Consider the following 23,162-nt stretch of genomic DNA (forward strand, 5'->3'; position numbering starts at 1 on the left):
CGATGAAACTGATGAGATTGTCGATGTTGATGACGGCCATGCTGCCGCTGCTGGCGAGCGCGGCTGCACCGGCGGCTGCAGACAGCCAGCCGGCGTACAAAGTCGTTGCCTATTATTTACCTTCGCAGCGTCAATACTCGGCCGCGGATATCGATCCCGGCAAAATCACGCATCTGAATTACGCCTTCGCCGTCATCAAGGATGGCGAAGTCGCGGCGGACCAGGCCATCAGCGCCGAGCAGGGACCGCGCGATTTTGTCGTGCTGCGCGCCCTGAAGCAGCGCAACCCGGCCCTGAAAATCCTGATCTCGGTCGGCGGCTGGGCCGGTTCAAAAGACTTTTCCAATGTCGCGCTGACGCCGCAGGCGCGCCGCAAGTTTGCCGCCAGCGCGCTGGATTTCATCCGCAAGAATGGCTTTGACGGCGTCGACATCGACTGGGAGTTTCCGGTGGCTGGCGGCGATGCCGGCAATGCCATGCGGCCAGAGGATAAGCAGAACTACACGCTGTTGCTGCAAGCCTTGCGCGAGCAGCTCGACAGCGCCGGCAGGCAGGAGCATCGCAGCTATCTGCTGACAGCCGCGGTCGGCAACAACCAGGCGTTTTTCCAGAATGCCGAAATGGCCAAGGTGGCGGCGATCCTGGACTGGGTCAACATCATGACCTACGACTTCAGCGGCACATGGAACAAGTTTGCCGGCCACGTCGCGCCCCTGTACAACGATCCGGCGCTGGCGCGGCCCGAAGCCAATCCCAAGTTCAATGTCAGCAGCACGGTGGAGATGGCTTTGCATGACGGCATCCCGGCCGCCAAGCTGGTGCTGGGCATGCCTTTCTACGGCTACAGCTGGAAGAAATGCGGCGCGCTCCAGCACGGCCAGCATCAGGATTGCGACGGCAAGGGACGCGGCAGCACCGAGGAGGGCGAACTAGACTACAGCGACATCGCCGCCACGCTGGTGAACCGCAATGGCTTTACCCGTTACTGGAACGATGCGGCCAAGGTGCCTTATCTGTTCAATCCCGATACCGGCGAATTCGTCAGCTACGACGATCCTGAATCGCTGGATTACAAGATCAACTATCTGAAGCAGATGGGCCTGGGCGGCGCCATGTTCTGGCAATTGTCGGCCGACCGCAATGCGGTCTTGCTGGACAAGGTGGCGGCCGGCTTGCTGCCGCCGAAATAATCCGTCTTGCCCGTCCGGGCAAGATATTCTTCTTGCCTACTCCAGATGCCAGCCGCGCGCGTACAGGCAGGATTTCACCATCTCGTCGCGCTCGCGGTCATTGATATCGTATTGCGAATAGCTGGGCGGCGTGTACATGCCAGGGTAGGTCGTGCACCTGGTTTCGCCGTTATCGTTTTTCTTGCAATAGGTATTTCCCGGCGTTTGCATGCCTGGGTTGAACTGGTTCACCACCACGATCGGATAGATGCGCATGGCTTCCTGCTTGCAGGCGAACTCGTCGGGATAAAGCTCAGTGGAGGGCTTGCTCGGATGGACCCAGGTAGAGGCGCAGCCTGACAAGACGGCGGCGGCGAGGATAGCGACTGCGGGGTGCGAAACTTTCATCTTGGCTCTTTTTGAAACGACATGAAACGGTAGCTGTTAAGCAAATAATAACATCCGCATTGCATCAGGCAAAAAAAACCGGCTCCGCAGAGCCGGCTCTTGCTTCATGCTGCGTGCCTGGCTTACAGGCCCAGCCTCGAGATGAAGGCGTTGGTGAAGCCCAGCGTGCCCGCCGTACCATAGGTATTGCAGGTCGGCGAAGCCGAGCCTGGCGCGCAATCGCGGTCGCGATCGAAGGACCAGTAATGGATGCCGGCCAGACCGTTCTGCTGTGCGAAGTTGACCAGCGTTGCGACATCGGCGATGGAGAAGGTTTCATTCGCCGAATCGTTGCCGCCTATCATGGGCGTCACTTCGATCTGCTTGTACGGCACGCCGTTCTGGTTGTGCAGATTGATGGCCGATTGCACCGCTGACGCCCCCATGTCGCAGCCGCCACTGCTGTTGAGCATGCAGTTGCCGCCGGCCGGGCTGCCATAGTCCATCGCCATCAGGTTGATGGTGTAGTTGGTCAGGCCGTAAGCCTGGATCGACTGCATCACTTGCACGCCATAGTAGCCGAGGCTAGGCGAGACATTGCCACCCAGGGTAGCCACCGTGAAGCTGAAGCGCAGGTTGGGATAAGCCGCCTGCGCGTTTTTCACCCGCAGCACCAGATTGTTGATATCGGCGGTGGTCTGTCCGGCTTCGATATCGAAATCGATGCCGACCAGGTTGGCCGAATAGTAGGTCTGGATGAATTTCTTGAAGTCGGCATCGCTGGTGCAAGTGAAGGAACCTGCCGCGCCGCCGGTGGAGACAATGTACTTCTTGCCGGCGTTGACGAAGGCTTGCACATTGGCTGCGGCGAAGGCCGATGCCGATACGCCGCCCCAGTTTTCGCTACCGCAGGCGCCGGTGGCAAAGGCCCAGGTCAGGGTCGTGAGCTTGGCTGGCATGGCGCTCAATACCGTCTGCGTGGAGCCGGTGACGGCGGTGCTCATGGCATAGGTATTCCAGTTCAGGTTGATGTTGCCATCTTTGTACGGACTGAAAACGAAGCCGGCCGGTGTGGTGCCGCCGCCCGGAGGAGGCGGCGGTGGTGGTGGCGGAGGAGGTGGAGGCGTGACGACGCCGCCGCAGTTGTCGACGATGGTCCATGGCTGGCCGCTGCCCGAGCCGCCGTTGCTGGTCGAAGGATTGTTCCCTTGGGTCCACCAGTTGGCCTTGTAGTTGACGCCGTTGTAGCTGACGGTGGCGCCGCCGGTATACGCCGTGCTGGCGTTCCATGCCGCATAACAAGCCACCGTCGTTGCTGCCTGCGCGCTTGCCGCCATCAAGGGACTGGCCTCGGCGCCGCCGGCCATGATGGCGCTGCATGCAAGCGTAAGCATGAGGCCCTGTATGAGTTTCCGTTTCAATTTTCTCTCCTGAGAAGGTTGGTCGGGCAGCGTGGGAGACCAGCTGCCGGAAGGCATGTCCAGACTAGCTAAGCGATGTGAGTCAAAACCGAAGCTGTAGCAATTGCCGCCGTCGTGCACCTTGCCTATGCGCGTATTTGCAGGCAACGGGCAATGTCTTATTCGTCTTCGATATTTCCATATGGAAATATCGAATTAAGCGCACTGTAAGAGCCTCAAAAGTGGCTGTCAATCTGTATCTAACTGGTATTGCTTTAATAAATTTGTGGTCTCGTTCTGGTGCGCTCAAGTTACAGCTAAGGCATTGTTTATATTAATTTATATTAATATTGCCCAGACTGTTTTTTTGATAAGTGGACTGGTCGCGTTTTTGTGCGGCAAAGCCGGAATGTGCGCTTGCGGCGAAGTTTTCGGCGTTCAAATGTGCACTAAATCCGCTGCCGGACAGCTGTCTTTCTTGCCAGGGAACCATGCCGGCCAGGGAACCAGCGCGCCGGCGCTAATTGTCATTTTGGGGTTGCAAGGCGGCAGCAAGTATAATTCTTGCCTTTTTCATTATTTTCCCGGTTTGTCGTGGAGAAGCGCCCGTCGCTCAAGCGTTGGCTTGGGGCGATGCCGTCGTTTTCAAAGGAAGTTGCTGCATGAGTTTATTTCGTACCAAAGATCTGGATAAGATGATCCATTCCAGTCGCACCGATAGCGGTCTGCAGCGCACGCTGGGATCCATGGACCTGACCTTGCTGGGTGTCGGCGCGATTGTCGGCACCGGTATTTTCGTGCTGACCGGCAGCGGCGCCTTGCTGGCCGGACCGGGTCTGTCGCTGTCATTCATATTGGCTGCTATCGCCTGCGGTTTCGCAGCCCTGTGCTATGCCGAGTTTTCTTCCACCGTGCCGGTGTCCGGTTCGATCTATACCTATAGCTACGCGACCATGGGTGAAATCGTGGCCTGGATCATCGGCTGGGACCTGATGCTGGAATACGGCCTGGCGACCTCGGCGGTATCGGTGGGCTGGTCGGGCTATATGCAATCGCTGCTGTCCGGTTTCGGCATCGGCTTGCCGACCGTGCTGACGGCGGCGCCGGGCGCCGTGCCTGGCGTGACTACCTGGTTCAACCTGCCGGCGTTCTGCATACTGCTGGTGATCAGCGGCTTGCTGTCGCTCGGCATTCGTGAATCGGCGCGCGCCAACAACATCATGGTGTTCATCAAGATCGCGGTGGTGCTACTGTTCATCGTGGTTGGCGTCGGCCATGTGCAGCCGGCCAACTGGCAGCCGTATCTGCCGTTCGGTTATGACGGCGTGTTCAACGCCGCGGCGATCGTGTTCTTTGCTTTCATCGGTTTCGATGCGGTGACTTCGGCGGCCGAGGAGGTCAAGAATCCGGCGCGCGATCTGCCGGTGGGGATCATTGCTTCGCTGGGGATTTGCGCCTTGCTGTATGTGGTGGTGGCTGGGGTCATGACGGGTATCGTGCCGTTCCAGAAATTTGCCGGGGTCGATCATCCGGTGTCGCTGGCTTTGCAGTATGCGGGGGAGAACTGGGTGGCGGGGTTTGTCGACCTGGGGGCGATCATCGGCATGACGACGGTGATCCTGGTGATGACTTACGGGCAGACGCGGATTCTGTTTGCGATGTCGCGGGATGGTTTGCTGCCTAAGAGGCTGTCTAGCATTCATCCGCGTTTTGCGACGCCTTTCTTTACTACCTGGCTGGTGGGTATTGTGTTTGCCTTCATTGCGGCTTTGATTCCTTTGAATATCCTGGCTGAGCTGATCAATATCGGGACTTTGATGGCGTTTTCCTTGATCGCTGTGGCGGTGCTGGTGTTGCGGCGGACGCGGCCGGATCTGCCGCGGGCGTTTCGTTGTCCGGGGGTGCCGTTCGTGCCTTTGGCGGCGATCGGGTTTTGCGTGTTTCTGATGTTCCATTTGCAGGCAGTGACTTGGATTGCCTTCCTGTGCTGGCTGGCGATCGGATTCGTAGTCTATTTCGGCTACGCCCGCCGCCGGTCGCTGCTGCATCCCACGCCGTAGTTAAATGAGCGGCCGCAGTCGCGGTCGCATCACCGGCTGAGTCAAATGGGGTCAGAGTTTTTTTACGACAGCCTTATCGTCGTAAATTACTCTGACCCCATTTGACGTTCCACGGAGTACGTGCGGTGGCATTCGATTTGCGGTTGTCGTTACTTAAAACGGTTGCTACTCCGTGGATGCTAGCCGGGAGCGGCCCGGCAGCCGCTCACTTTCTTTTGCTTGCCTGCGCGGCCCGGCCAAAAGAAAGTAAGCAAAGAAAAGGCGACCGCAAAGCCGTTGCCCTCCCTTCGGTCGGGTCCCCAAATCCGGCGCGTATCAGCCGGGTGGGGAACAAAACTCGCCTTCGGCTCAAACATGTCCCCCACAATTCCCGGCTGACACGCGCCGGATTTGGCAACGTCTCAATGCGGGGTACTTCAAAAGCAACCCCAACGTCAAAAGCAACGGCAACGGCAACGGCAACGGCAACGGCAACAGCAACAGCAACAGCAACATCAACACCAAAAGAAAAAGCCGCTGACAGTTCGCATTTTTCTGCGAACCGCCAGCGGCTTTTTGGTTGCTGCCTGGTTTTGCTGTTTTACTGTTTTGCTGCTACTGCTGTCGCCGCCTTTGCTTTTACTTCATCGCGCGCCATCACCACGCTCAGCTTGCTTGGGTCGATGTGTTTGCGGAAGGCTTCGTTGACTTGCTCTACTGTCAGGGCGCTGATCTTGTCTTCGATCTGCTTGCTCCAGACGAAGGTGCGGTCGAGGTCCAGGTATCTGGTCCAGCCGGCGCTGAGGGCGCTGTCTTGGGAGCGGGCGCGCTGGTTTTCCTGCAGGATGCCGGATTTGGCGCGCGCCAGTTCTTCGGCGCTGAAGCCTTCTTTCAGTACGCGCGCCAGTTCTTCCTTGACTGCCAGATCGACTTTCTCCAGGTTTTGCGGAGCGGCGATGGCTTGTACCGCGAAGCGGGCGGCGCGGCTGATGGCGCTGATTTCTACCGAGGAACCGATGCCGTAGGACAGGCCTTCTTTTTGCCGCACGCGGTCCATCAGGCGCGATTTCAGGCTGCCGCCGCCGAACAGGTAGTTGGCCACCATCATGGCCGGATAATCGGCGTCGTCGTCGCGCATATCGAGGTTCTGGCGCGCCACGTAAAAGCCGTTTTCCTTGTCCGGCGAGTTGATCACTTTCTGCATCGGCGCCACATCGAAGTTATGGCGGATAACACGCTGGTAGGGCGCAGCGCTCTTCCAGCTGCCGAACTCGTCCTGCACCACCTTAGTCACCGCGGCGACGTCGAAATCGCCGACGATCGCCAGCTCGCCTTGCGACGCGCCGTAGAAATCATGATGGAAGGCAGTGACGTCGGCCAGCTTTGCGGCCTGGATGCTGGCGATCTGCTGGGCGGTGCTTTGCGCCGCCAGCCAGTGGCCTTGCGGATACTGGTTGAAGTGCTCGGAGATGGCTTCCGCCGCCAGCGTGTTCGGCTCGTTGCGCGCAGCTTCCAGTCCGACCAGGGCTTCCTTGCGCAGGCGTTCAAATTCCGCCGGATCGAAACGCGGCTGCTTGAGCACGCTGGCAACCAGCTTCAAGGCGGCCGGCAGGTTGGCGCGGGTAGTCTGGAACTGGGTCAGGCCGCCGCTGATCTTGAGCTTGGAAAACTCGTCGGCCAGCTGTTCGCGGCTCAGTGTGGTGCTGCCGCGCATCAGCATCGCATCGGCCAGCTCGGATGCGGTCTTCTTACCGAACAGGCTCTTCTCGTCGCCCCATTTCAAATCGAGATTGACCGAGACGGTTTCGCCGCGTGTCTTCTTCGGCAGCAGCGCGACTTTCAATCCGCCTATCTGCGAACGCTGGGTACGGGTATCGATATTCGCTTGCGAAGGATCAAAAACTTCGCCGTCGGCGATGGCCTGCGCCGGTTTGTAGTCTTTCAGGACCTCGGCCAGGCCGGGTGCGGCGGGGACGTCCGCGCGTAGCGGCTGGTCTTCCGGCAGGAACAGGCCGACGGTACGGTTGTCACGTGTGAAGTAGTGTGCTGCCGCTGTCGCCACTTGTGCAGAGGTGACCTTGTTGGAGCGGTCGCGGCCGAGGAACAGCAGACGCCAGTCGCCCAGTGCAATCGTGCTGGACATGGCGACGCCGACGCGCTGGTGGTCGTTCAGCAGCTTCTCGAAAGCGTTGGCGTTGGCCAGCCGTACGCGTTCAATTTCTTCGGCAGTAGGCGGGGTCTTGGCAAATTGCTCGACGCCGTCGATCAGCGCTTGCCGCACCGGTTCGATCGGCTCGCCCTTCTTGACCACTGCTGCGATGATTTCCAGGCCAGGCGCATAGCCGGTCATTTCATAGTTGAACACCGCGGTGGCCTTGCCGGTTTCGACCAGCGACTTGTGCAGGCGGCCGTTCGGCGTATCGGCCAGGATAGAGCCGGCATACGCCAGGGCGTCGGTGTCGGCGTGCAGTTCGCTTGGGATCTTGTAGGCGACCGCGACAATCTGCACGTCGCCCTGGCGCCGTATGGTGACGCTGCGCTCGCCATCCTGGGTCGGCTCCACGGTCCAGAAGTCGCGCATCTTGCGGGTCGGCTTAGGCAGCTTGCCGAAGGCCTGGTTGACCCATGCCAGCGTGGTGGCCGGATCGAATTTGCCGGCGATCAGCAGCACCGCATTGTCGGGCTGGTAGTAGGTGCGGTAGAAAGCCTGCAGGTTTTCTATCTTGACGTTTTCGATGTCGCTGCGGTTGCCGATGGTCGGCTTGCCGTAGTTGTGCCAATCGTAGGCGACGCCTTGCAGGCGCTTGATCAGCACGCCGAACGGCGAGTTTTCGCCCTGTTCGTATTCGTTGCGTACCACCGTCATTTCACTGTCCAGGTCCTTGCGGGCGATGAAGGAGTGCAGCATGCGATCGGCTTCCATGTTGATCGCCCACTTCAGGTTGTCGTCGCCGGCCTGGAAGATTTCATAGTAGTTGGTGCGGTCGACATTGGTGGTGCCGTTGAACGACATGCCGCGCTGGCTGAAGTCCTTGGGAATCGAAGGGTGGTTTGGCGTACCCTTGAACATCAGGTGTTCCAGCAGATGCGCCATGCCGGTTTCGCCGTAGTTCTCGAAACGCGAACCGACCAGGTAGGTCATGTTGACGGTGACGGTAGGCTTGGACGCATCGGGGAACAGCAAGACTTTGAAGCCGTTGGCAAACTGGTATTCGGTGATGCCTTCGGCGGACGGCCCTTGGGTCACGCCGGCCGGCAACGCGGTGGCGGCTTCTGTGACACCGGTGAAGCCGATGCCGCAGGCCGCGGCCAGCAGGCAGGACAACAGCCGGTTTGACCAGGGACGTTTACGGAATAAATGCATGAAATTTCCGATCTGTGGAGAGGTGGATGGACAAATATACGCTAAGGGCGGATGTAAAGAATATGGATTCGGATTTTGACGGCAGGGTTGCTGTTTTCGGATAAAACAAACCTTGTTTATTTTGCCATAGAGGCAAAGGAAAAAGAGATATTTACGGGGCTAGCGCAGCAAATCCCGGCAGGCGGTTCGTGCACAATAGGCTCGAATGTCAAACGTTGCGATGGCATGCGGCCTGCATATTTTGATTGCAAAGGCAAAATTTAAGCACTATTATTGGTCCAACCAATGGACCAATAAGCGGGTTTCGCAGCAGGTTTTGCAAGAAGCGCCGCCAAGTCCGGATAAAACAACAAGGAGACAGAAGCAATGAGATTGCAAGGAAAGCGCATCCTGGTGACCGCTGCCGGCCAAGGCATAGGCCGCGCCAGCGCCCTGATGTTCGCCCGCGAAGGCGGGCAGGTGCTGGCGACCGACATCAACCCTGCCGCCCTGGAACAAACCGCCGCGCTGGCACGTGCTGCCGGCGGTGCACTCACCACCCAGCATCTCGATGTCACCGACGCCAAGGCGGTGGCTGCGCTGGCGCAAGCGGAGGCGCCGTTCGACGTGCTGTTCAATTGCGCCGGCTACGTCCACCACGGCAGCATTCTCGACTGCAGCGAAAAGGACTGGGATTTTTCCTGGAATCTCAATGTGTCCTCCATGTACCGACTGATCCAGGCGCTGTTGCCGGGCATGCTGGCGCAGGGCCGCGGCTCCATCATCAACATGGCCTCGGCAGCTTCCAGCGTGAAAGGCGTGCCGAACCGTTTTGTCTACGGCACTACCAAAGCCGCGGTGATCGGCCTGACCAAGGCGGTCGCTGCCGATTTCGTTGCCGGCGGCATCCGTTGCAACGCCATCTGCCCGGGCACCGTGGAATCGCCGTCGCTGGAAGCGCGCATCAAGGAACAGGCCCAGCTGCAAGGCAAGGAGATCGCCGAGATCCAGGCTGCATTTGTCGCCCGCCAGCCTATGGGGCGGGTCGGCAAGGCCGAAGAGATCGCAGCGCTGGCGTTGTACCTGGCCTCCGACGAATCCTCATTTACCACCGGCGCCATCCACCTGATCGATGGCGGCTGGTCCAATTGACCCTGATTCATTCCAATTGAATACGAACCTGATAGTTGATTAACCAGGACTAGGAAAGCGAAGCCATGAAGTTGTTGAGATACGGCCCCAAGGGCCAGGAAAAGCCCGGCGTGCTGGATATGCAGGGACGCGTGCGCGACTTGTCCGGTGTGGTGGCGGATATCGCCGGCCACTGGCTGGCGCCCGCGGAGCTGGATAAATTGCGGACTCTGGACCTGGAGCGCCTGCCGCTGGTGGATGGCACGCCGCAGCAGGGTTTGCGCCTCGGCCCCTGCGTGGGGGCGGTCGGCAAGTTCATCTGCATCGGCTTGAACTATTCCGATCACGCCGCAGAATCGGGCATGGAAGTACCCAAGGAACCGGTGGTGTTCAATAAGTGGACCAGCGCCATCTGCGGCCCGGACGACGATGTCGAAATCCCGCGCGGCGCGCTGAAGACCGACTGGGAAGTGGAGCTGGGCGTGGTGATCGGCGCCGGCGGCCGCTATATCGAGGAAGCGGACGCCCTCAAGCATGTCGCCGGCTATTGCGTCATCAACGATGTCTCCGAGCGCCAGTACCAGCTGGAACTGGGCGGTACCTGGGACAAGGGCAAGGGCTGCGACACTTTCGGTCCGCTCGGCCCCTGGCTGGTGACCGCCGATGAAGTGGCGGATCCGCACGCGTTGAATTTGTGGCTGGAGGTGGATGGCCATCGCTATCAGAACGGCAATACCGCCACCATGGTGTTCCGGGTGCCGGCGCTGGTCAGCTACCTGAGTCGTTTCATGAGCCTGCAGCCGGGCGATGTGATTTCCACCGGGACGCCGCCGGGCGTCGGCCTCGGGCAAAAGCCGCCGCTCTATCTGCGCGCGGGCCAGGTGATGCGGCTGGGCATCGATGGCTTGGGCGAGCAGCGCCAGCGCACCATCTCACTTTGACCAGGAAGAGCACCACGATGACCACAATTCGCTCGATACGCGTACTGGATGTGCGTTTCCCTACCTCGCAAATGCTGGATGGCTCGGACGCCATGAATCCCGATCCCGATTATTCCGCCGCCTACGTGATCCTGGAAACCGACCAGCCAGGCCTGGAAGGCCACGGCCTGACCTTCACCATCGGCCGCGGCAATGAAATCTGCTGTGCCGCCATCAAGGCCATGGAGCACCTGGTGGTCGGCCTCAAGCTGGACTGGATCAGCGCCGACATGGGGCGCTTCTGGCGCCACATCACCTCCGACAGCCAGCTGCGCTGGATCGGCCCGGACAAGGGCGCCATCCACCTGGCCACCGGCGCCGTGGTCAATGCGGTCTGGGATCTGTGGGCCAAGGCCGAAGGCAAGCCGCTGTGGCAGCTGGTGACCGACATGTCGCCCGAAGAACTGGTGCGCGCCATCGATTTCCGCTACCTGACCGACTGCATCACGCCCGAAGAGGCGCTGGCGTTGCTGCGCGCCCAGGAGCCGGGCAAGGCCGAGCGCATCCGTTCGCTGCAGCAGGAAGGCTATCCCTGCTACACCACCTCGGCCGGCTGGCTGGGTTATGAAGATGCCAAGTTGCGGCGCCTGTGCCAAGAGGCCATAGACAGCGGCTTCAACCATATCAAGCTCAAGGTCGGGCGCGACCTGGCCGACGATATCCGCCGCGTCACCATCGCCCGCGAGGTGATCGGCCAGGATCGGCAACTGATGATCGACGCTAACCAGGTGTGGGAAGTCGACCAGGCCATCGCCTGGGTCAATCAGCTGGCTTTTGCCAAGCCCTGGTTCATTGAAGAGCCGACCAGCCCGGACGATGTCGAAGGACACCGCAAGATCCGCGAAGGCATAGGCGCGGTCAAGATCGCCACCGGCGAAATGTGCCAGAACCGTATCATTTTCAAGCAGTTCATCATGCGCGGCGCCATCGACGTGGTGCAGATCGATTCCTGCCGCCTGGGCGGGGTCAACGAAATCCTGGCGGTGCTGCTGATGGCGGCCAAATACAAATTGCCGGTATGTCCGCATGCCGGCGGCGTCGGCTTGTGCGAGTATGTGCAGCATCTGTCGATGATCGACTATGTGTGCATATCCGGCAGCAAGGAAGGGCGGGTGACGGAGTATGTCGACCACCTGCATGAGCATTTTGTCGATCCTTGCGTGATCCGGGACGCCAACTACATGCCGCCTACCGCACCGGGGTTTTCGATTACGATGAAGCCGGAATCGCTGGAGAAATACCAGTTCCGGGCTTGAGCAGGCAAGGCTGCCGGTTGGAATTTGCCGGCAGTTGTTCTATAAAGAATATGTGAAAAAATAACTATAAAAATGGAGATGGCACGGTGGACTTACATTTAGCAGGAAAAGTGGTGATCGTCACCGGCGGCGGCGCCGGCATCGGCGGCGCGATTTCGCTGCAGCTGGCGGCCGAAGGCGCGATTCCCGTCATCCTGGGAAAAAGCCAGCCGGCGCCGGAATTCAAGACGGCGCTGCTGGCCCTGCAGGACAAGGCGCGCATCATCCAGCTCGACCTGATGGACGAGGACAAGTGCCGGCTGGCGGTGGCGCAAACCGTGGCGGAATTCGGCCATCTCGACGGCCTGGTGAACAACGCCGGCATCAATGACAACATCGGCCTCGATGCGGGCCGCGCGGCCTTCGTCGAATCGCTGGAAAAGAACCTGATCCACTACTACACCATGGCGCATTACTGCGTGCCGCATCTGAAAGCCAGCCGCGGCGCCATCGTCAACATCTCCTCAAAAACCGCAGTGACCGGGCAGGGCAACACCAGCGGCTATTGCGCCGCCAAGGGCGGCCAGCTTTCCCTGACGCGCGAATGGGCGGCGGCGCTGGCGAACGACGGGGTGCGGGTGAACGCCTTGATCCCGGCGGAAGTAATGACGCCGCTGTACCGCAACTGGATTGCCAGCTTCGACCATCCCGAGGAAAAGCTGGCTGCCATCACCGGCAAGATCCCGCTCGGCAAGCGCCTGACCACGGCGGAAGAGATTGCCGATACGGCGGTGTTCCTGTTGTCGCCGCGCGCCTCGCATACCACCGGGCAGTGGGTGTACGTGGATGGCGGTTACAGCCATCTGGACAGGGCTTTGACCTGACGCGGCCCGGCCTGATACGACTCGACAGGGGGCAGGCGCTTGCACGCACCTTGATAGATTGATTTAACGCGACCGGCCTTGCTGCCAGCCGTGCATCATGAGAGTAGATATGCAGCAATCAGAAAACCCGGGCGAAGACAGGCAGGCCGAGGCCGCGCCGTCGGACTACATCATTTCCCTGGAAAACGTCACCAAGCGCTTCCCCGGCGTGCTCGCGCTGGACAACTGCCGTTTCGACCTGCAGCGCGGCGAAGTGCATGCGCTGATGGGGGAAAACGGCGCCGGCAAATCGACCTTGATGAAAGTGCTGGCGGGCGTCTACCCCAAGGATAGCGGCGAGATCCGCATCGAAGGGCATCTGGTGGAGATCCCCACTCCGCGCGCGGCGCAGGCGCTGGGCATAGGCATCATCCATCAGGAACTGAACCTGATGAACCACCTGACCGCGGCGCAAAACATTTTCATCGGCCGTGAGCCGCGCGGCCGTTTCGGCATGTTTCTCGACGAAGAAGCGCTGAACCGTAAAACGCGCGAAATCTTCAAGCGCATGCGCCTGGATCTCGATCCTGCCACGCTGGTGAGCGAGCTGACCGTGGCCAAGCAGCAGATGGTGGAAATCGCCAAGGCCTTGTCCTTCGATTCGCGCGTGCTGATCATGGATGAACCGACCGCGGCGCTCAATAATGCGGAAATAGAGGACCTGTTCCGCATCATCCGGCAACTGCAGTCGCATGGCGTCGGCATCATCTACATCTCGCACAAGATGGACGAATTGCGGCAAATCTCCAACCGCGTCACGGTCATGCGCGACGGCCAGTACATCGCCACCGTGCCTACCGCCACCACTTCCATGGAAACCATCATCGGCATGATGGTAGGGCGCCAGATCGACAACAGCGGACCGCAGGTGCCCGACACTTCCGGCAACGAGATCGTGCTGGAGGTCAAAGGCCTGCAGCGCGGCGCCTTTATCAAGGATGTGAATTTCAGCCTGCGCAAAGGCGAGATCCTCGGCTTTGCCGGCTTGATGGGGGCCGGCCGCACTGAGGTTGCGCGTGCCGTCTTCGGCGCCGACCGCATCGATGCCGGCGAGATTCTGGTGCACGGCGCCAAGGTATCGATCAGGTCGCCCAGGGATGCTGTGGCGCACGGCATCGGCTACCTGTCGGAAGACCGCAAGCATTTCGGCCTGGCTACCGGGCTGGACGTCAAGACCAATGTCGCCATGTCCAGCATGAACCGGTTCCTGAGCCAGGGTTTGTTCCTGGATCAGGCGGCAATCCGCGCTACTGCCCAGGGTTACGTGCGCCAGCTCAGCATCAAGACGCCCTCGGTCGACCAGCCGGTACGCCTGCTGTCTGGCGGCAACCAGCAAAAGATCGTGATCGCCAAATGGCTGCTGCGCGATTGCGATATCCTGTTTTTCGACGAACCCACGCGCGGCATCGATATCGGCGCCAAGAGCGAAATCTACAAGCTGCTGAACAGCCTGGCGGAGCAGGGCAAGGCGATTGTCATGATTTCCTCGGAGTTGCCGGAAGTGCTGCGCATGAGCCATCGCATCGTAGTCATGTGCGAGGGCCGCATCACCGGCGAACTGTCGGCCGCCGAAGCTTCGCAGGAAAAGATCATGCAGCTGGCGACATTGCGCGACGATAAACGCGACGGCCAGCGCACGGCCCAAGCTGCCTGACACCCGAATCACTTACCTACGATGAAAACCACCATGGCAAATACCCAGAATCCCGCGTCGCAGGCACAGCAGCCCGGCCAGGGCGCGCTCGCGGCTCTCAAGGCCAAGATCTTCCATCCCGCCACGCGGCAGAAGCTGCTGGCGTTCGCCAGCCTGCTGGCATTGCTGGTGTTTTTCAGCTTTGCCTCCTCCAATTTCCTTGAGATCGACAACCTGGTCAGCATCCTGCAGTCGACCGCCGTCAACGGCGTGCTGGCGATTGCCTGCACCTTCGTCATCATCACTGCCGGCATCGACCTGTCGGTAGGCACGCTGATGACCTTCTGCGCGGTCATGGCCGGCGTCTTCCTGACCTATATGGGATTGCCGATCTATGTCGGCATCGCCGCCGCCATTTTCTTCGGCGCCCTGTGCGGCTGGATTTCCGGCGTGCTGGTGGCCAAGCTCAAGATTCCCCCTTTCATCGCCACGCTGGGCATGATGATGCTGCTCAAGGGTTTGTCGCTGGTGATTTCCGGCACCAAGCCGATCTATTTCAACGATACGCCGGGCTTCTCGGCCATCTCGCAGGATTCATTGATCGGCAGCCTGATTCCGGCGCTGCCGATTCCTAACGCCGTGCTCATCCTGTTCCTGGTGGCGATCGCCGCCGGCGTGATTCTCACCAAGACCATCTTCGGCCGCTATACCTTTGCGCTGGGCAGCAATGAAGAAGCGTTGCGGCTGTCGGGCGTCAACGTCGATTTCTGGAAGGTGGCGATCTATACTTTCAGCGGCGCCATCTGCGGCATCGCCGGCCTGCTGATCGCATCGCGCCTGAATTCGGCGCAGCCGGCGCTGGGGCAGGGCTACGAGCTGGATGCGATCGCAGCGGTGGTGATCGGCGGCACTTCGCTGTCGGGCGGCACAGGCACCATCCTCGGCACCATCATCGGCGCCTTCATCATGAGCGTGCTGATCAACGGCCTGCGCATGATGTCGGTGGCGCAGGAATGGCAAACCGTGGTGACCGGCGTCATCATCATCCTGGCGGTGTACATGGATATCCTGCGCCGCCGGCGCCAGTGAAAAAAAACGAGCATCAAGAAAAGAGCATGAACAGGTTTTGTACGTGTACATGAAGTTCCGGGCAAGCGCAGCCAAGCCCGTCGTTGATAACCATAGAGGAGACTTGAAATGATAAAGAGAAGAGCAGTGAACATTGCCATCGGCCTGGCGCTTGCGCTGGGATTCAGCGCCGCGGCGACAGCGGATGAAGTATATATTCCGCTGATTTCCAAGGGCTTCCAGCATCAATTCTGGCAGGCAGTGAAGTCCGGCGCCGAGCAGGCTGCCAAGGATCTCAATGTCAAGGTATCGTTCGAAGGCCCGGAAACCGAAGCCATGGTCGACAAGCAGATCGACATGCTGTCGGCAGCCTTGGCCAAGAAGCCGAAGGCGATCGGCTTCGCCGCGCTGGACAGCAAGGCCGCCTTGCCATTGCTGAAGAAGGCGCAGGCCGCGCACATCCCGATTGTCGCGTTTGACTCGGGCGTAGACAGCGACATCCCGGTGACCACTGCCGCCACCGACAACAAGGCGGCAGCAGCGCTGGCGGCCGACAAGATGGCTGAACTGATCGGCAAGGAAGGCGAAGTGGCGGTGGTGGCGCATGACCAGACCAGCCGCACAGGCATCGATCGTCGCGACGGTTTCGTCGAGCGCATGAAAGCCTATCCCAAGATCAAGATCGTCAGCATCCAGTACGGCGCCGGCGACCAGCTGAAGTCGACTGAGATCACCAAGTCCATCCTGCAAGCCTATCCGCACCTGAAGGGCGCTTTCGGCACCAATGAAGGCTCGGCCATCGGCGTGCTCAACGGCGTCAAGGAAATGAAGCGCAAGCTGGTGATCGTCGGCTACGACTCCGGCAAGCAGCAGAAAGACGCAATCCGCGACGGCAGCATGGCCGGCGCCATCACGCAAAACCCGGTCGGCATCGGCTACAAGACCGTGGAAGCTGCGGTCAAGGCGCTCAAGGGCGAGAAGCTGCCTAAGGTGATCGACACCGGCTTCTACTGGTACGACAAGAGCAACATCAGCGACCCCAAGATTGCTGCCGTGCTTTACGACTGATCTTTCAGGCTCCATCACGGGCCACAGCCAATAGGCGGTGGCCCGGCAATCCAGTGCAATAGCAGACTCCCGTGACGGGTGCTGCCGGTAGCTGGCGTCATCGACGCCAATGCCGGTTGCGATCTGCTGCGCGCTGGGATCATGCATCAGGCTTCTAACGAAGGTTCGACTCTATCTCCGGTGCTGAGAGGAGGGCGGTCGGACAAAATTTAACTATAACGGGGACTCAACATGAAAAAACTTACATTGCAGTGCATGCAGGCGGCGGCAGCCACTGTGCTGATCGGCGCTGCCTGCAGCCAGGCGCAGGCACAGACCAGCGTCACCATCTACGGCCGGGTCGATGCCGGCGTCGATTACCAAAGCAGCGTCGCCCTGAAAGACGCCAGCGGCAACTTGACCGGCCAGACCGGCAGCAAGCTGGCGGCTTCCGGCAACCAGTGGGGCACCAGCATGATCGGCTTCAAGGGTACCGAGGACCTGGGCGGCGGCCTGGGCGCCTTCTTCCTGCTGGAATCCGGCTTCGACGCCACCAAGGGCACCACCAACGGCAGCGCCTTGTTCAATCGGCGTTCGTACGTCGGCCTGAACGGCGGCGCCGGTTCGATCAAGTTCGGCAAGAACCTGTTCATCGTCAACGACGTCTGGTACCTCGATCCGACCGGCCAGCAATTCATGGGCACCGCCAGCCTGGTCAAGGGCCGCAACTGGCCTGGCGCCAACAACGTCATCGAATACCAGACGCCGACCTGGAGCGGCTTCAACGCCACCGCCCAGACCAGCCTGGGCGAAAAAGCCGGTTCCACCAAGAATGGCCGCAGCGATGGCATCTCCCTGGTGTACACCAACGGCGGTCTTGAACTGCGCGGCATTTATGACGTGATCCGCGACACCAATGGCCGCTATACCGATGTCTACACGGCGTCCAAGGATCTGATCGTGGGCGGCACTTACACGATAGATCAGCTGAAGCTGTTTGCCGGCTACGAGAATATCTCTGCTCCGGATACCGCCGCGCCCACTGCGCCCGACAAGCTGAATCACTACTGGATAGGCGCCAACTACGCAGTGACGCCGGCCCTGACCCTGATCGGCGGCGCCTTCCACGCCAAGCTCAACCATGACGCCGGCAGCGCCAGCCTGTTCATGGTTGGCGCCAATTACAACCTGTCGAAACGTACGCTGTTGTACGCGGCCGTCGGCACGGTGCGCAACAAAGGCAATGCCGACTTTGGCACCGAGTTCGACAATCCTTTGCCGGGACATGCGCAGAATGGCGGCTATGCCGGTATCAGCCATTCGTTCTAAGGCATAAGTCGCGGGTCTTGCTAGCGTCTCGCCGATCTTGCCGGATCTCCGAGGTTGAGGCAGCAGTTACAGCAATGTCGCTGTTGCCTCTTTTTTTGATTGCATTCAGCCTCTGGCCCGGGCATGGATGGTGCGGACGTTGAAGAAATTTTCAAATCGGGGCTGCTACATAACTGGAGACGAGCGTCATGACGAAAAGAAAAAATGCTGAATTTCTTCCTGCTGTCGCTGCAACGATCACATCGGCTAAAGGCGTACCGGCCAATCCCTCGCGGCGCAAATTGCTGAGCCAGATGACGGCGCTGGCGGCATCGCCGCTGGTGGCCGCTTGCGGCGGCGGCAGTGCCGACAGTCCCAATGCAGCGATTGCGTCTGCCACCCCCAAGGCCAGTAGCAAAGCCGATCTGCCCGGCATAGCGCGGACCGCGCCGATCGCCGGCAACGCCAGCCAGAACCTGTTCTACCAGGCTGCCGGCAACGACTGGGCCAGCACCTGGCTGCCGATCGGCAATGGCCGCGCAGGCGCCATGCTGGCGGGCGGCGTGCTGCTGGAGCAGATGCAATTCAATGAGCAGAGTTTGTGGACCGGCACCAACAATTATGATGGCGCTGACTATGGCGATCCCTTCGGCAGCTATCAGAACTTCGGCAACCTTTCTCTGTCCTTGGGCGCCAGCCTGCCGCCGGCGATCACTTCGCCGAATGTCAGCGCCAGCGCTTCCAGTGCAGGCGAGGGCATCTTGTCCACCGTTGACGGCAATCTCAGCAGCAAGTGGTGCATCGTCAGTCCGCCGAACCTGGTCACCTGGCAGGCAACGCTCTCCGGTGCCGCCGTAATTTCCACTTACACACTGACTTCCGCCAACGACGTGCCTGCAAGGGATCCTCTCAAGTGGGTGGTATCCGGTTCCAATAACGGCAGCAGCTGGACTGTGCTGGATAGCCAGAATTTCACGGCCACCCCGTTCGCCAACCGGGGGCAGGCAAATAGCTACACGTTTTCAAACGCCACTGCATTTAGTTTTTACAAGATCGATTTCACGGTATCGGCAGCCGCGCTCAACGAAGGTCATTTCCAGATTGCGGAAATAGGATTGAACGGCGTGAGCCTGTTGCAAAACCCGTCGTCGCAGTCGCTCTATGCTTTCTCGCCGTCCGGCCATGGCATGGGCGCGCTGACCAGTTCCGGCAGCGAGCGCATCGACAGTTCTGTCGACGGCAAGGCGGATACCAAATGGTGCGTGTTCGTGAATCCGGGCGAGATCGTGCAATGGCAGATGGATCTGGGAGCGGCACAGACCATTTCCAGCTATGCCCTGACCAGCGCCAATGACGTACCCGCGCGCGACCCGCAGATCTGGACGCTGGCGGGCTCGAACGACGGCGTCAGCTGGACCCAGCTGGACAGCAAATCGATAGCGCCGTTCTCGGCGCGCGGGATGCAGCAGACTTTTGCATTGAGCGGTTCGACCGGCTATCGCTACTGGCGCTTCAGCTTTGATACCTCCAAATGCCCGGCGGATGCAGGCGCTGGCGATCCCAAGAAGGGACATTTCCAGATTGCAGATGTTGTGCTGGACGGCTCAGCGTTTACCACCGCAGGCAAGGCTGTCGCCTGCGAATACGAACGGCGCCTGAATCTGCAGAACGGCCTGCAGACCACCAGCTATCTTTACGGCGGCAATTATTTCATCCGCGAGACGTTTGCCAGCAAGGCCGACAACCTGATCGTCATGCAGCTGCGGTCGGAAACGCCGGGAGGCTTGTCCGGCCTGTTGCAGCTGGCGTCCGGGCAATCTGGCGACGCCATCACGGCCTTGGTTTCAGCTAATGAAGAAAGCCTGTCCTTCAGCAACAGCCTGGCCGACAACAGCCTGAAGTACGCCGCCAAGGCGCGCTTGATCCGCAGCAATGGCAGCGCTACGCAGAGCGGTGCGAATATCAAGTTCAGCGGCTGCGACAGCATTCTGCTGCTGCTGGATGCCAGGACCAATTACGCGGCGAGCTATAGCGGCGGCTGGCGCAGCGGCAGCGACCCGCTCGCCGTGGCCAATGCAAGCCTTGGCGCGGCTGCGGCGCTATCGTTCGCCAATCTGTACGCCTCGCATTTTTCGGATTTCCAGCCTCTGATGGCGGCAGTGGACGTCAACTGGGGCCGCAGCGCAGCCTCCTTGAAGAATCTGCCGACAGATGTGCGCCTGAGTGCTTATGGAAGTTCCGGCAGCAGCTCAGACCCGACGCTGGAACAGACGATGTTCAACTACAGCCGCTATCTGCTGGCCAGTTGTTCGCGCGCCGGCGGCTTGCCAGCCAATCTGCAGGGCTTATGGAACAACTCCAACAGCCCGGCCTGGCATAGCGATTATCATAATAATATCAATATACAGATGAACTACTGGGGAGCGGAAAGCACCGCCTTGCCGGACAGCCATTTGCCATTGATCGATTTCGTCGGCCAGGCGGCCGAACCTTGCCGCATCGCTTCGAAAAAGCAGTTCGGCAGCAATGTGAAGGGCTGGACGGCGCGTACCAGCCAAAGCATTTTTGGTGGCAACAGCTGGGATTGGAACAATGTCTCCAGCGCCTGGTATGCGCTGCACCTGTTCGAACACTTTGCGTTCACCCAGGATAGAAATTATTTGAAAAATACGGCGTATCCGATCATCAAGGAGATCTGCCAGTTCTGGGAAGGCCGTCTGAAGACACGCGCCGACGGCAAGCTGGTGTCGCCCAATGGCTGGTCGCCGGAACACGGACCGGTCGAAGATGGCGTGATGTACGATCAGCAGATCATCTGGGACTTGTTCCAGAATTATCAGGATGCGGCCAAGGTTCTGAACCTTGACGCGGATTATCAAGCCACGATAGCGGCCATGCAGGCAAACCTTGCGCCGAACAAGGTCGGCAGCTGGGGCCAGTTGCAGGAATGGCAGGAAGACATTGACGATCCCAACGATATCCACCGCCACACTTCGCATTTGTTTGCCGTGTATCCGGGCCGCCAGGTCACCGTCTCGAAAACCCCCGCCTTCGCCGCCGCTGCCCTGGTTTCGCTCAAGGCGCGCTGCGGCGAGAAGGCGGGCGCGCCGTTCACCGCGGCCACCGTGTCGGGCGACAGCCGCCGCTCGTGGACCTGGCCGTGGCGCTGCGCCTTGTTCGCACGGCTGGGAGATGCCGAACGGGCGCAAACGATGCTGCGTGGCCTGCTGACCTATAACACCATGAATAACCTGTTTTGCTCGCACCCTCCGTTCCAGATAGATGGCAACCTGGGCATTTCCGGTGCGGTTGCCGAGATGCTGTTGCAAAGCCATGAGGGCGTCATCGTATTGCTGCCGGCATGTCCCGCCGCCTGGCAGGCCGCGGGCTCATTTACCGGCTTGCGCGCAAGGGGCGGCTACAAGGTCAGCTGCGCCTGGAGCAACGGCGTGGTGACCTCGTACAGCATCATTGCCGACAAGGCGCCTGACAAATCGGCGGTGAAGGTCAGTGTGAATGGCATGGTGAACAATGTTGTTCCTGCATAAGTCAGGCCGCAAACCCTGATCAAAGAGGGAGCTTGGATCGGAATGTGAGTTGCGGCAGGGCTGCCGGCGGGAGATGCTGCTGCTGCGCCAAAACAAGCAACATTTGTTTTGGCGCAGAGGAGGGCGGGAAGGGAGTTCTTCTGTAAAGCCTGCTTATTCCGTTGGCGGCACATAGCCGGTAGCGGCGTCGGCGCCGTCGCCGAAGAAGTGCTTTTCCATCTGCACCGCCAGGTATTTGCGAGCCCGCACATCGGCCAGGTTCAGGCGGTTTTCGTTGACCAGCATGGTCTGGTGCTTGAGCCAGCCGGCCCAGGCTTCTTTCGAAACGCTCTCATAGATGCGCTTGCCCAGTTCGCCCGGGTAAGGAGGGAAGTCGAGGCCCTCGGCTTCTTTGTCGAGCTTGATGCAATGAATGGTGCGTGCCATGGTTTTTCCTTGTAGATGATGCGAGCCCGGGCAACAGGCTCACTAATAAGATCAATAGATTGGAGGATGGTTCGACTGGCGCCTGATCTTGATTTTAAAGAGTCTTGATCAATACCAGCGATTTTCGTTGCCAGTTATACATGTGCTGGCGGTCCTTGGGCAGGTCGTCGACCGTGGCGTGGACGAAGCCGCGCCGCAGGAACCAGTGCGAAGTACGGGTGGTCAGCACGAACAGCTTGCTGAAGCCCGCCGCGCGGGCGCGGCTTTCCATATGCTTGAGGATGCGCTCGCCGTCGCCTTGCGCCTGCACTTCCGGATTGACGGTGAGGCAAGCCATTTCCGCCATGCGTTCCGACGGGAAGGGATACAGCGCGGCACAGCCGAAGATCACGCCGTCATGCTCGATCACCGAGAAGTAATGAATTTCGCGCTCGATCAGTTCGCGGCCGCGCTTGACCAGCGTGCCGTCGGCTTCCAGCGGTTCGATCAGCTTCAGGATGCCGCCGACGTCTTCAATCGTGGCTTCGCGCAGGCTTTCCAGGTTTTCGTAGGAAATCATGGTGCCCACGCCATCGTGGGTAAACAGTTCCAGCAATACCGAGCCGTCGGTGGCGAAGGGCACCACGTGGGCGCGCGGCACGCCGGCATTACAGGCCTTGATGGCGTGCTGCAGGTAGAAGGCGGAATCGGCCGGCAGGCAGCCGCTGTCCAGCACGGCTTGCGCCTGGTGCGAAGACAGTTCACGGATTTCAGTCTCGCCGGCATCCTTCATCAGCGGCGTTTCGCTGATGAAGATCAATTTTTCGGCACGGAGGGAAATCGCCGCTGCGACAGCCACGTCTTCCATGGTCAGATTGAATGCTTCGCCGGTCGGCGAGAAGCCCAGCGGCGACAGCAGCACCAGGCCGCCGGCGTTCAGGATCGGATGGATGGTGTCGTAGTCGATCTTACGCACCACGCCGGTCAGCTGCAGGTCGGCGCCATCAATCACGCCGAGCGGACGGGCAGTGACAAAATTGCCGGAAATGATACGGATGGCCGCATGCGCCATCGGCGTGTTGGGCAAGCCCTGGCTAAATGCGGCTTCGATATCCAGGCGCAGTTCGCCGGCCGCTTCCTTGGCGCATTCGAGGGCGGCGATGTCGGTGATGCGCAAGCCGTTGTGAAAGCGCGCTTCGACATTGCGCAGCGCCAGCTGCTCTTCCACCTGCGGCCGCGAGCCGTGCACGATGACTACCTTGATGCCAAGCGCATGCAGCAGCGACAGATCCTGTGCCAGCACCGGCAGCGCGCCGGCGGTCACCAGTTCGCCCGGAAAGGCGACCACAAAGGTCTTGCCGCGGAAGGCATGGATATACGGCGCGACAGAGCGCAGCCATTCTACGAATTCATTGGGGTTTTCCATGCCGCACATTATATACAGGACGTGGTATTGACTGCAGGGATTCGATAGTTTGGCGCCAATTTTATCGCCGGCGGCCTGGACAGGCTGGATGGCGCTGCGTGAACAGGGGCAAGACTTGTC

16 protein-coding genes are annotated in these 23,162 nt (G+C 60.0%); 11 read left to right on the plus strand and 5 right to left on the minus strand.

From position 1 onward, the window contains the following. The first annotated feature begins 2 nt into the window (after positions 1-2). Positions 3-1,190 (plus strand): glycoside hydrolase family 18 protein, encoded by a 1,188-nt coding sequence (locus tag BCF11_RS19005; RefSeq protein WP_098496132.1) that lies wholly within the window; start codon positions 3-5, stop codon positions 1,188-1,190. A gap of 36 nt (positions 1,191-1,226) precedes the next feature. Here the strand turns inward: BCF11_RS19005 and BCF11_RS19010 are convergent, their stop codons facing one another. Continuing rightward, positions 1,227-1,577 carry a hypothetical protein gene (locus tag BCF11_RS19010; RefSeq protein ID WP_098496133.1) on the minus strand — a complete coding sequence of 117 codons (351 nt, stop codon included), beginning with the start codon at positions 1,575-1,577 and terminating at the stop codon, positions 1,227-1,229. A 122-nt stretch (positions 1,578-1,699) separates the two neighbouring features. Beyond that, a complete protein-coding gene (locus BCF11_RS28355) occupies positions 1,700-2,977 on the minus strand; it encodes a glycosyl hydrolase family 18 protein (RefSeq protein WP_304441868.1) in 1,278 nt (425 codons plus the stop codon). A gap of 641 nt (positions 2,978-3,618) precedes the next feature. On the opposite strand from BCF11_RS28355, the gene BCF11_RS19020 reads away from it, so the two are divergent. After that, positions 3,619-5,016: an amino acid permease gene (locus tag BCF11_RS19020; protein ID WP_098496134.1), complete on the plus strand. Its 1,398-nt coding sequence runs from the start codon at positions 3,619-3,621 to the stop codon at positions 5,014-5,016. A gap of 580 nt (positions 5,017-5,596) precedes the next feature. Here the strand turns inward: BCF11_RS19020 and BCF11_RS19025 are convergent. Beyond that, entirely contained in the window at positions 5,597-8,359 is a 2,763-nt protein-coding gene (locus BCF11_RS19025; RefSeq protein WP_098496135.1) for a pitrilysin family protein, read from the minus strand. Positions 8,360-8,725: 366 nt separating this feature from the next. Between BCF11_RS19025 and BCF11_RS19030 the strand changes: the two genes are divergently transcribed. The 9 genes from BCF11_RS19030 to BCF11_RS19070 all read left to right on the plus strand — a co-directional run bounded on the left by BCF11_RS19030 (position 8,726) and on the right by BCF11_RS19070 (position 21,211). Further along, positions 8,726-9,490: an SDR family oxidoreductase gene (locus tag BCF11_RS19030; RefSeq protein ID WP_098496136.1), complete on the plus strand. Its 765-nt coding sequence runs from the start codon at positions 8,726-8,728 to the stop codon at positions 9,488-9,490. Positions 9,491-9,555: 65 nt separating this feature from the next. Then, the gene (locus BCF11_RS19035; RefSeq protein ID WP_098496137.1) at positions 9,556-10,410 is read left to right on the plus strand and encodes a fumarylacetoacetate hydrolase family protein; all 855 of its coding nucleotides are present in this window, start codon (positions 9,556-9,558) and stop codon (positions 10,408-10,410) included. 17 nt (positions 10,411-10,427) lie between these two features. Further along, on the plus strand, positions 10,428-11,705 hold the full coding sequence (locus BCF11_RS19040; protein ID WP_098496138.1) for an L-fuconate dehydratase: 1,278 nt from the start codon (positions 10,428-10,430) through the stop codon (positions 11,703-11,705). Positions 11,706-11,791: 86 nt separating this feature from the next. After that, on the plus strand, positions 11,792-12,568 hold the full coding sequence (locus BCF11_RS19045; protein ID WP_098496139.1) for an SDR family oxidoreductase: 777 nt from the start codon (positions 11,792-11,794) through the stop codon (positions 12,566-12,568). Between the two features lie 109 nt (positions 12,569-12,677). Further along, the gene (locus BCF11_RS19050; RefSeq protein ID WP_098496140.1) at positions 12,678-14,261 is read left to right on the plus strand and encodes a sugar ABC transporter ATP-binding protein; all 1,584 of its coding nucleotides are present in this window, start codon (positions 12,678-12,680) and stop codon (positions 14,259-14,261) included. A gap of 33 nt (positions 14,262-14,294) precedes the next feature. Beyond that, positions 14,295-15,329 (plus strand): ABC transporter permease, encoded by a 1,035-nt coding sequence (locus BCF11_RS19055; RefSeq protein WP_098496141.1) that lies wholly within the window; start codon positions 14,295-14,297, stop codon positions 15,327-15,329. 108 nt (positions 15,330-15,437) lie between these two features. Further along, positions 15,438-16,376, plus strand: coding sequence for an ABC transporter substrate-binding protein (locus BCF11_RS19060; protein WP_098496142.1), 939 nt, complete (start codon positions 15,438-15,440; stop codon positions 16,374-16,376). A gap of 231 nt (positions 16,377-16,607) precedes the next feature. Further along, positions 16,608-17,684, plus strand: a complete 1,077-nt coding sequence (locus BCF11_RS19065) for a porin (RefSeq protein WP_098496143.1) — start codon at positions 16,608-16,610, stop codon at positions 17,682-17,684. Between the two features lie 188 nt (positions 17,685-17,872). Beyond that, positions 17,873-21,211 carry a glycoside hydrolase N-terminal domain-containing protein gene (locus BCF11_RS19070; protein WP_199110927.1) on the plus strand — a complete coding sequence of 1,113 codons (3,339 nt, stop codon included), beginning with the start codon at positions 17,873-17,875 and terminating at the stop codon, positions 21,209-21,211. 153 nt (positions 21,212-21,364) lie between these two features. Here BCF11_RS19070 and BCF11_RS19075 read toward each other — a convergent pair whose 3' ends face one another. Then, the gene (locus BCF11_RS19075; protein ID WP_061938913.1) at positions 21,365-21,637 is read right to left on the minus strand and encodes an oxidative damage protection protein; all 273 of its coding nucleotides are present in this window, start codon (positions 21,635-21,637) and stop codon (positions 21,365-21,367) included. Positions 21,638-21,731: 94 nt separating this feature from the next. Next, complete coding sequence (argA, locus tag BCF11_RS19080; RefSeq protein WP_098497582.1) at positions 21,732-23,042, minus strand: amino-acid N-acetyltransferase; 1,311 nt, start codon at positions 23,040-23,042, stop codon at positions 21,732-21,734. Positions 23,043-23,162 lie beyond the last annotated feature (120 nt).

It is taken from the genome of Collimonas sp. PA-H2 (assembly GCF_002564105.1).
In the GTDB taxonomy this organism is placed as follows: Bacteria; Pseudomonadota; Gammaproteobacteria; order Burkholderiales; family Burkholderiaceae_D; genus Collimonas.

Bases quoted from the DNA above. Each gene is read 5' to 3' on its own strand.
- BCF11_RS19060 (WP_098496142.1), top strand. From the start codon at position 15,438: ATGATAAAGAGAAGAGCAGTGAACATTGCCATCGGCCTGGCGCTTGCG.
- BCF11_RS19065 (WP_098496143.1), top strand. From the start codon at position 16,608: ATGAAAAAACTTACATTGCAGTGCATGCAGGCGGCGGCAGCCACTGTG.
- BCF11_RS19075 (WP_061938913.1), bottom strand. From the start codon at position 21,637: ATGGCACGCACCATTCATTGCATCAAGCTCGACAAAGAAGCCGAGGGC.
- BCF11_RS19070 (WP_199110927.1), top strand. From the start codon at position 17,873: ATGACGAAAAGAAAAAATGCTGAATTTCTTCCTGCTGTCGCTGCAACG.
- BCF11_RS19005 (WP_098496132.1), top strand. From the start codon at position 3: ATGAAACTGATGAGATTGTCGATGTTGATGACGGCCATGCTGCCGCTG.
- argA (WP_098497582.1), bottom strand. From the start codon at position 23,042: ATGGAAAACCCCAATGAATTCGTAGAATGGCTGCGCTCTGTCGCGCCG.
- BCF11_RS19010 (WP_098496133.1), bottom strand. From the start codon at position 1,577: ATGAAAGTTTCGCACCCCGCAGTCGCTATCCTCGCCGCCGCCGTCTTG.
- BCF11_RS19040 (WP_098496138.1), top strand. From the start codon at position 10,428: ATGACCACAATTCGCTCGATACGCGTACTGGATGTGCGTTTCCCTACC.
- BCF11_RS19035 (WP_098496137.1), top strand. From the start codon at position 9,556: ATGAAGTTGTTGAGATACGGCCCCAAGGGCCAGGAAAAGCCCGGCGTG.
- BCF11_RS19020 (WP_098496134.1), top strand. From the start codon at position 3,619: ATGAGTTTATTTCGTACCAAAGATCTGGATAAGATGATCCATTCCAGT.
- BCF11_RS19050 (WP_098496140.1), top strand. From the start codon at position 12,678: ATGCAGCAATCAGAAAACCCGGGCGAAGACAGGCAGGCCGAGGCCGCG.
- BCF11_RS19025 (WP_098496135.1), bottom strand. From the start codon at position 8,359: ATGCATTTATTCCGTAAACGTCCCTGGTCAAACCGGCTGTTGTCCTGC.
- BCF11_RS19030 (WP_098496136.1), top strand. From the start codon at position 8,726: ATGAGATTGCAAGGAAAGCGCATCCTGGTGACCGCTGCCGGCCAAGGC.
- BCF11_RS19055 (WP_098496141.1), top strand. From the start codon at position 14,295: ATGGCAAATACCCAGAATCCCGCGTCGCAGGCACAGCAGCCCGGCCAG.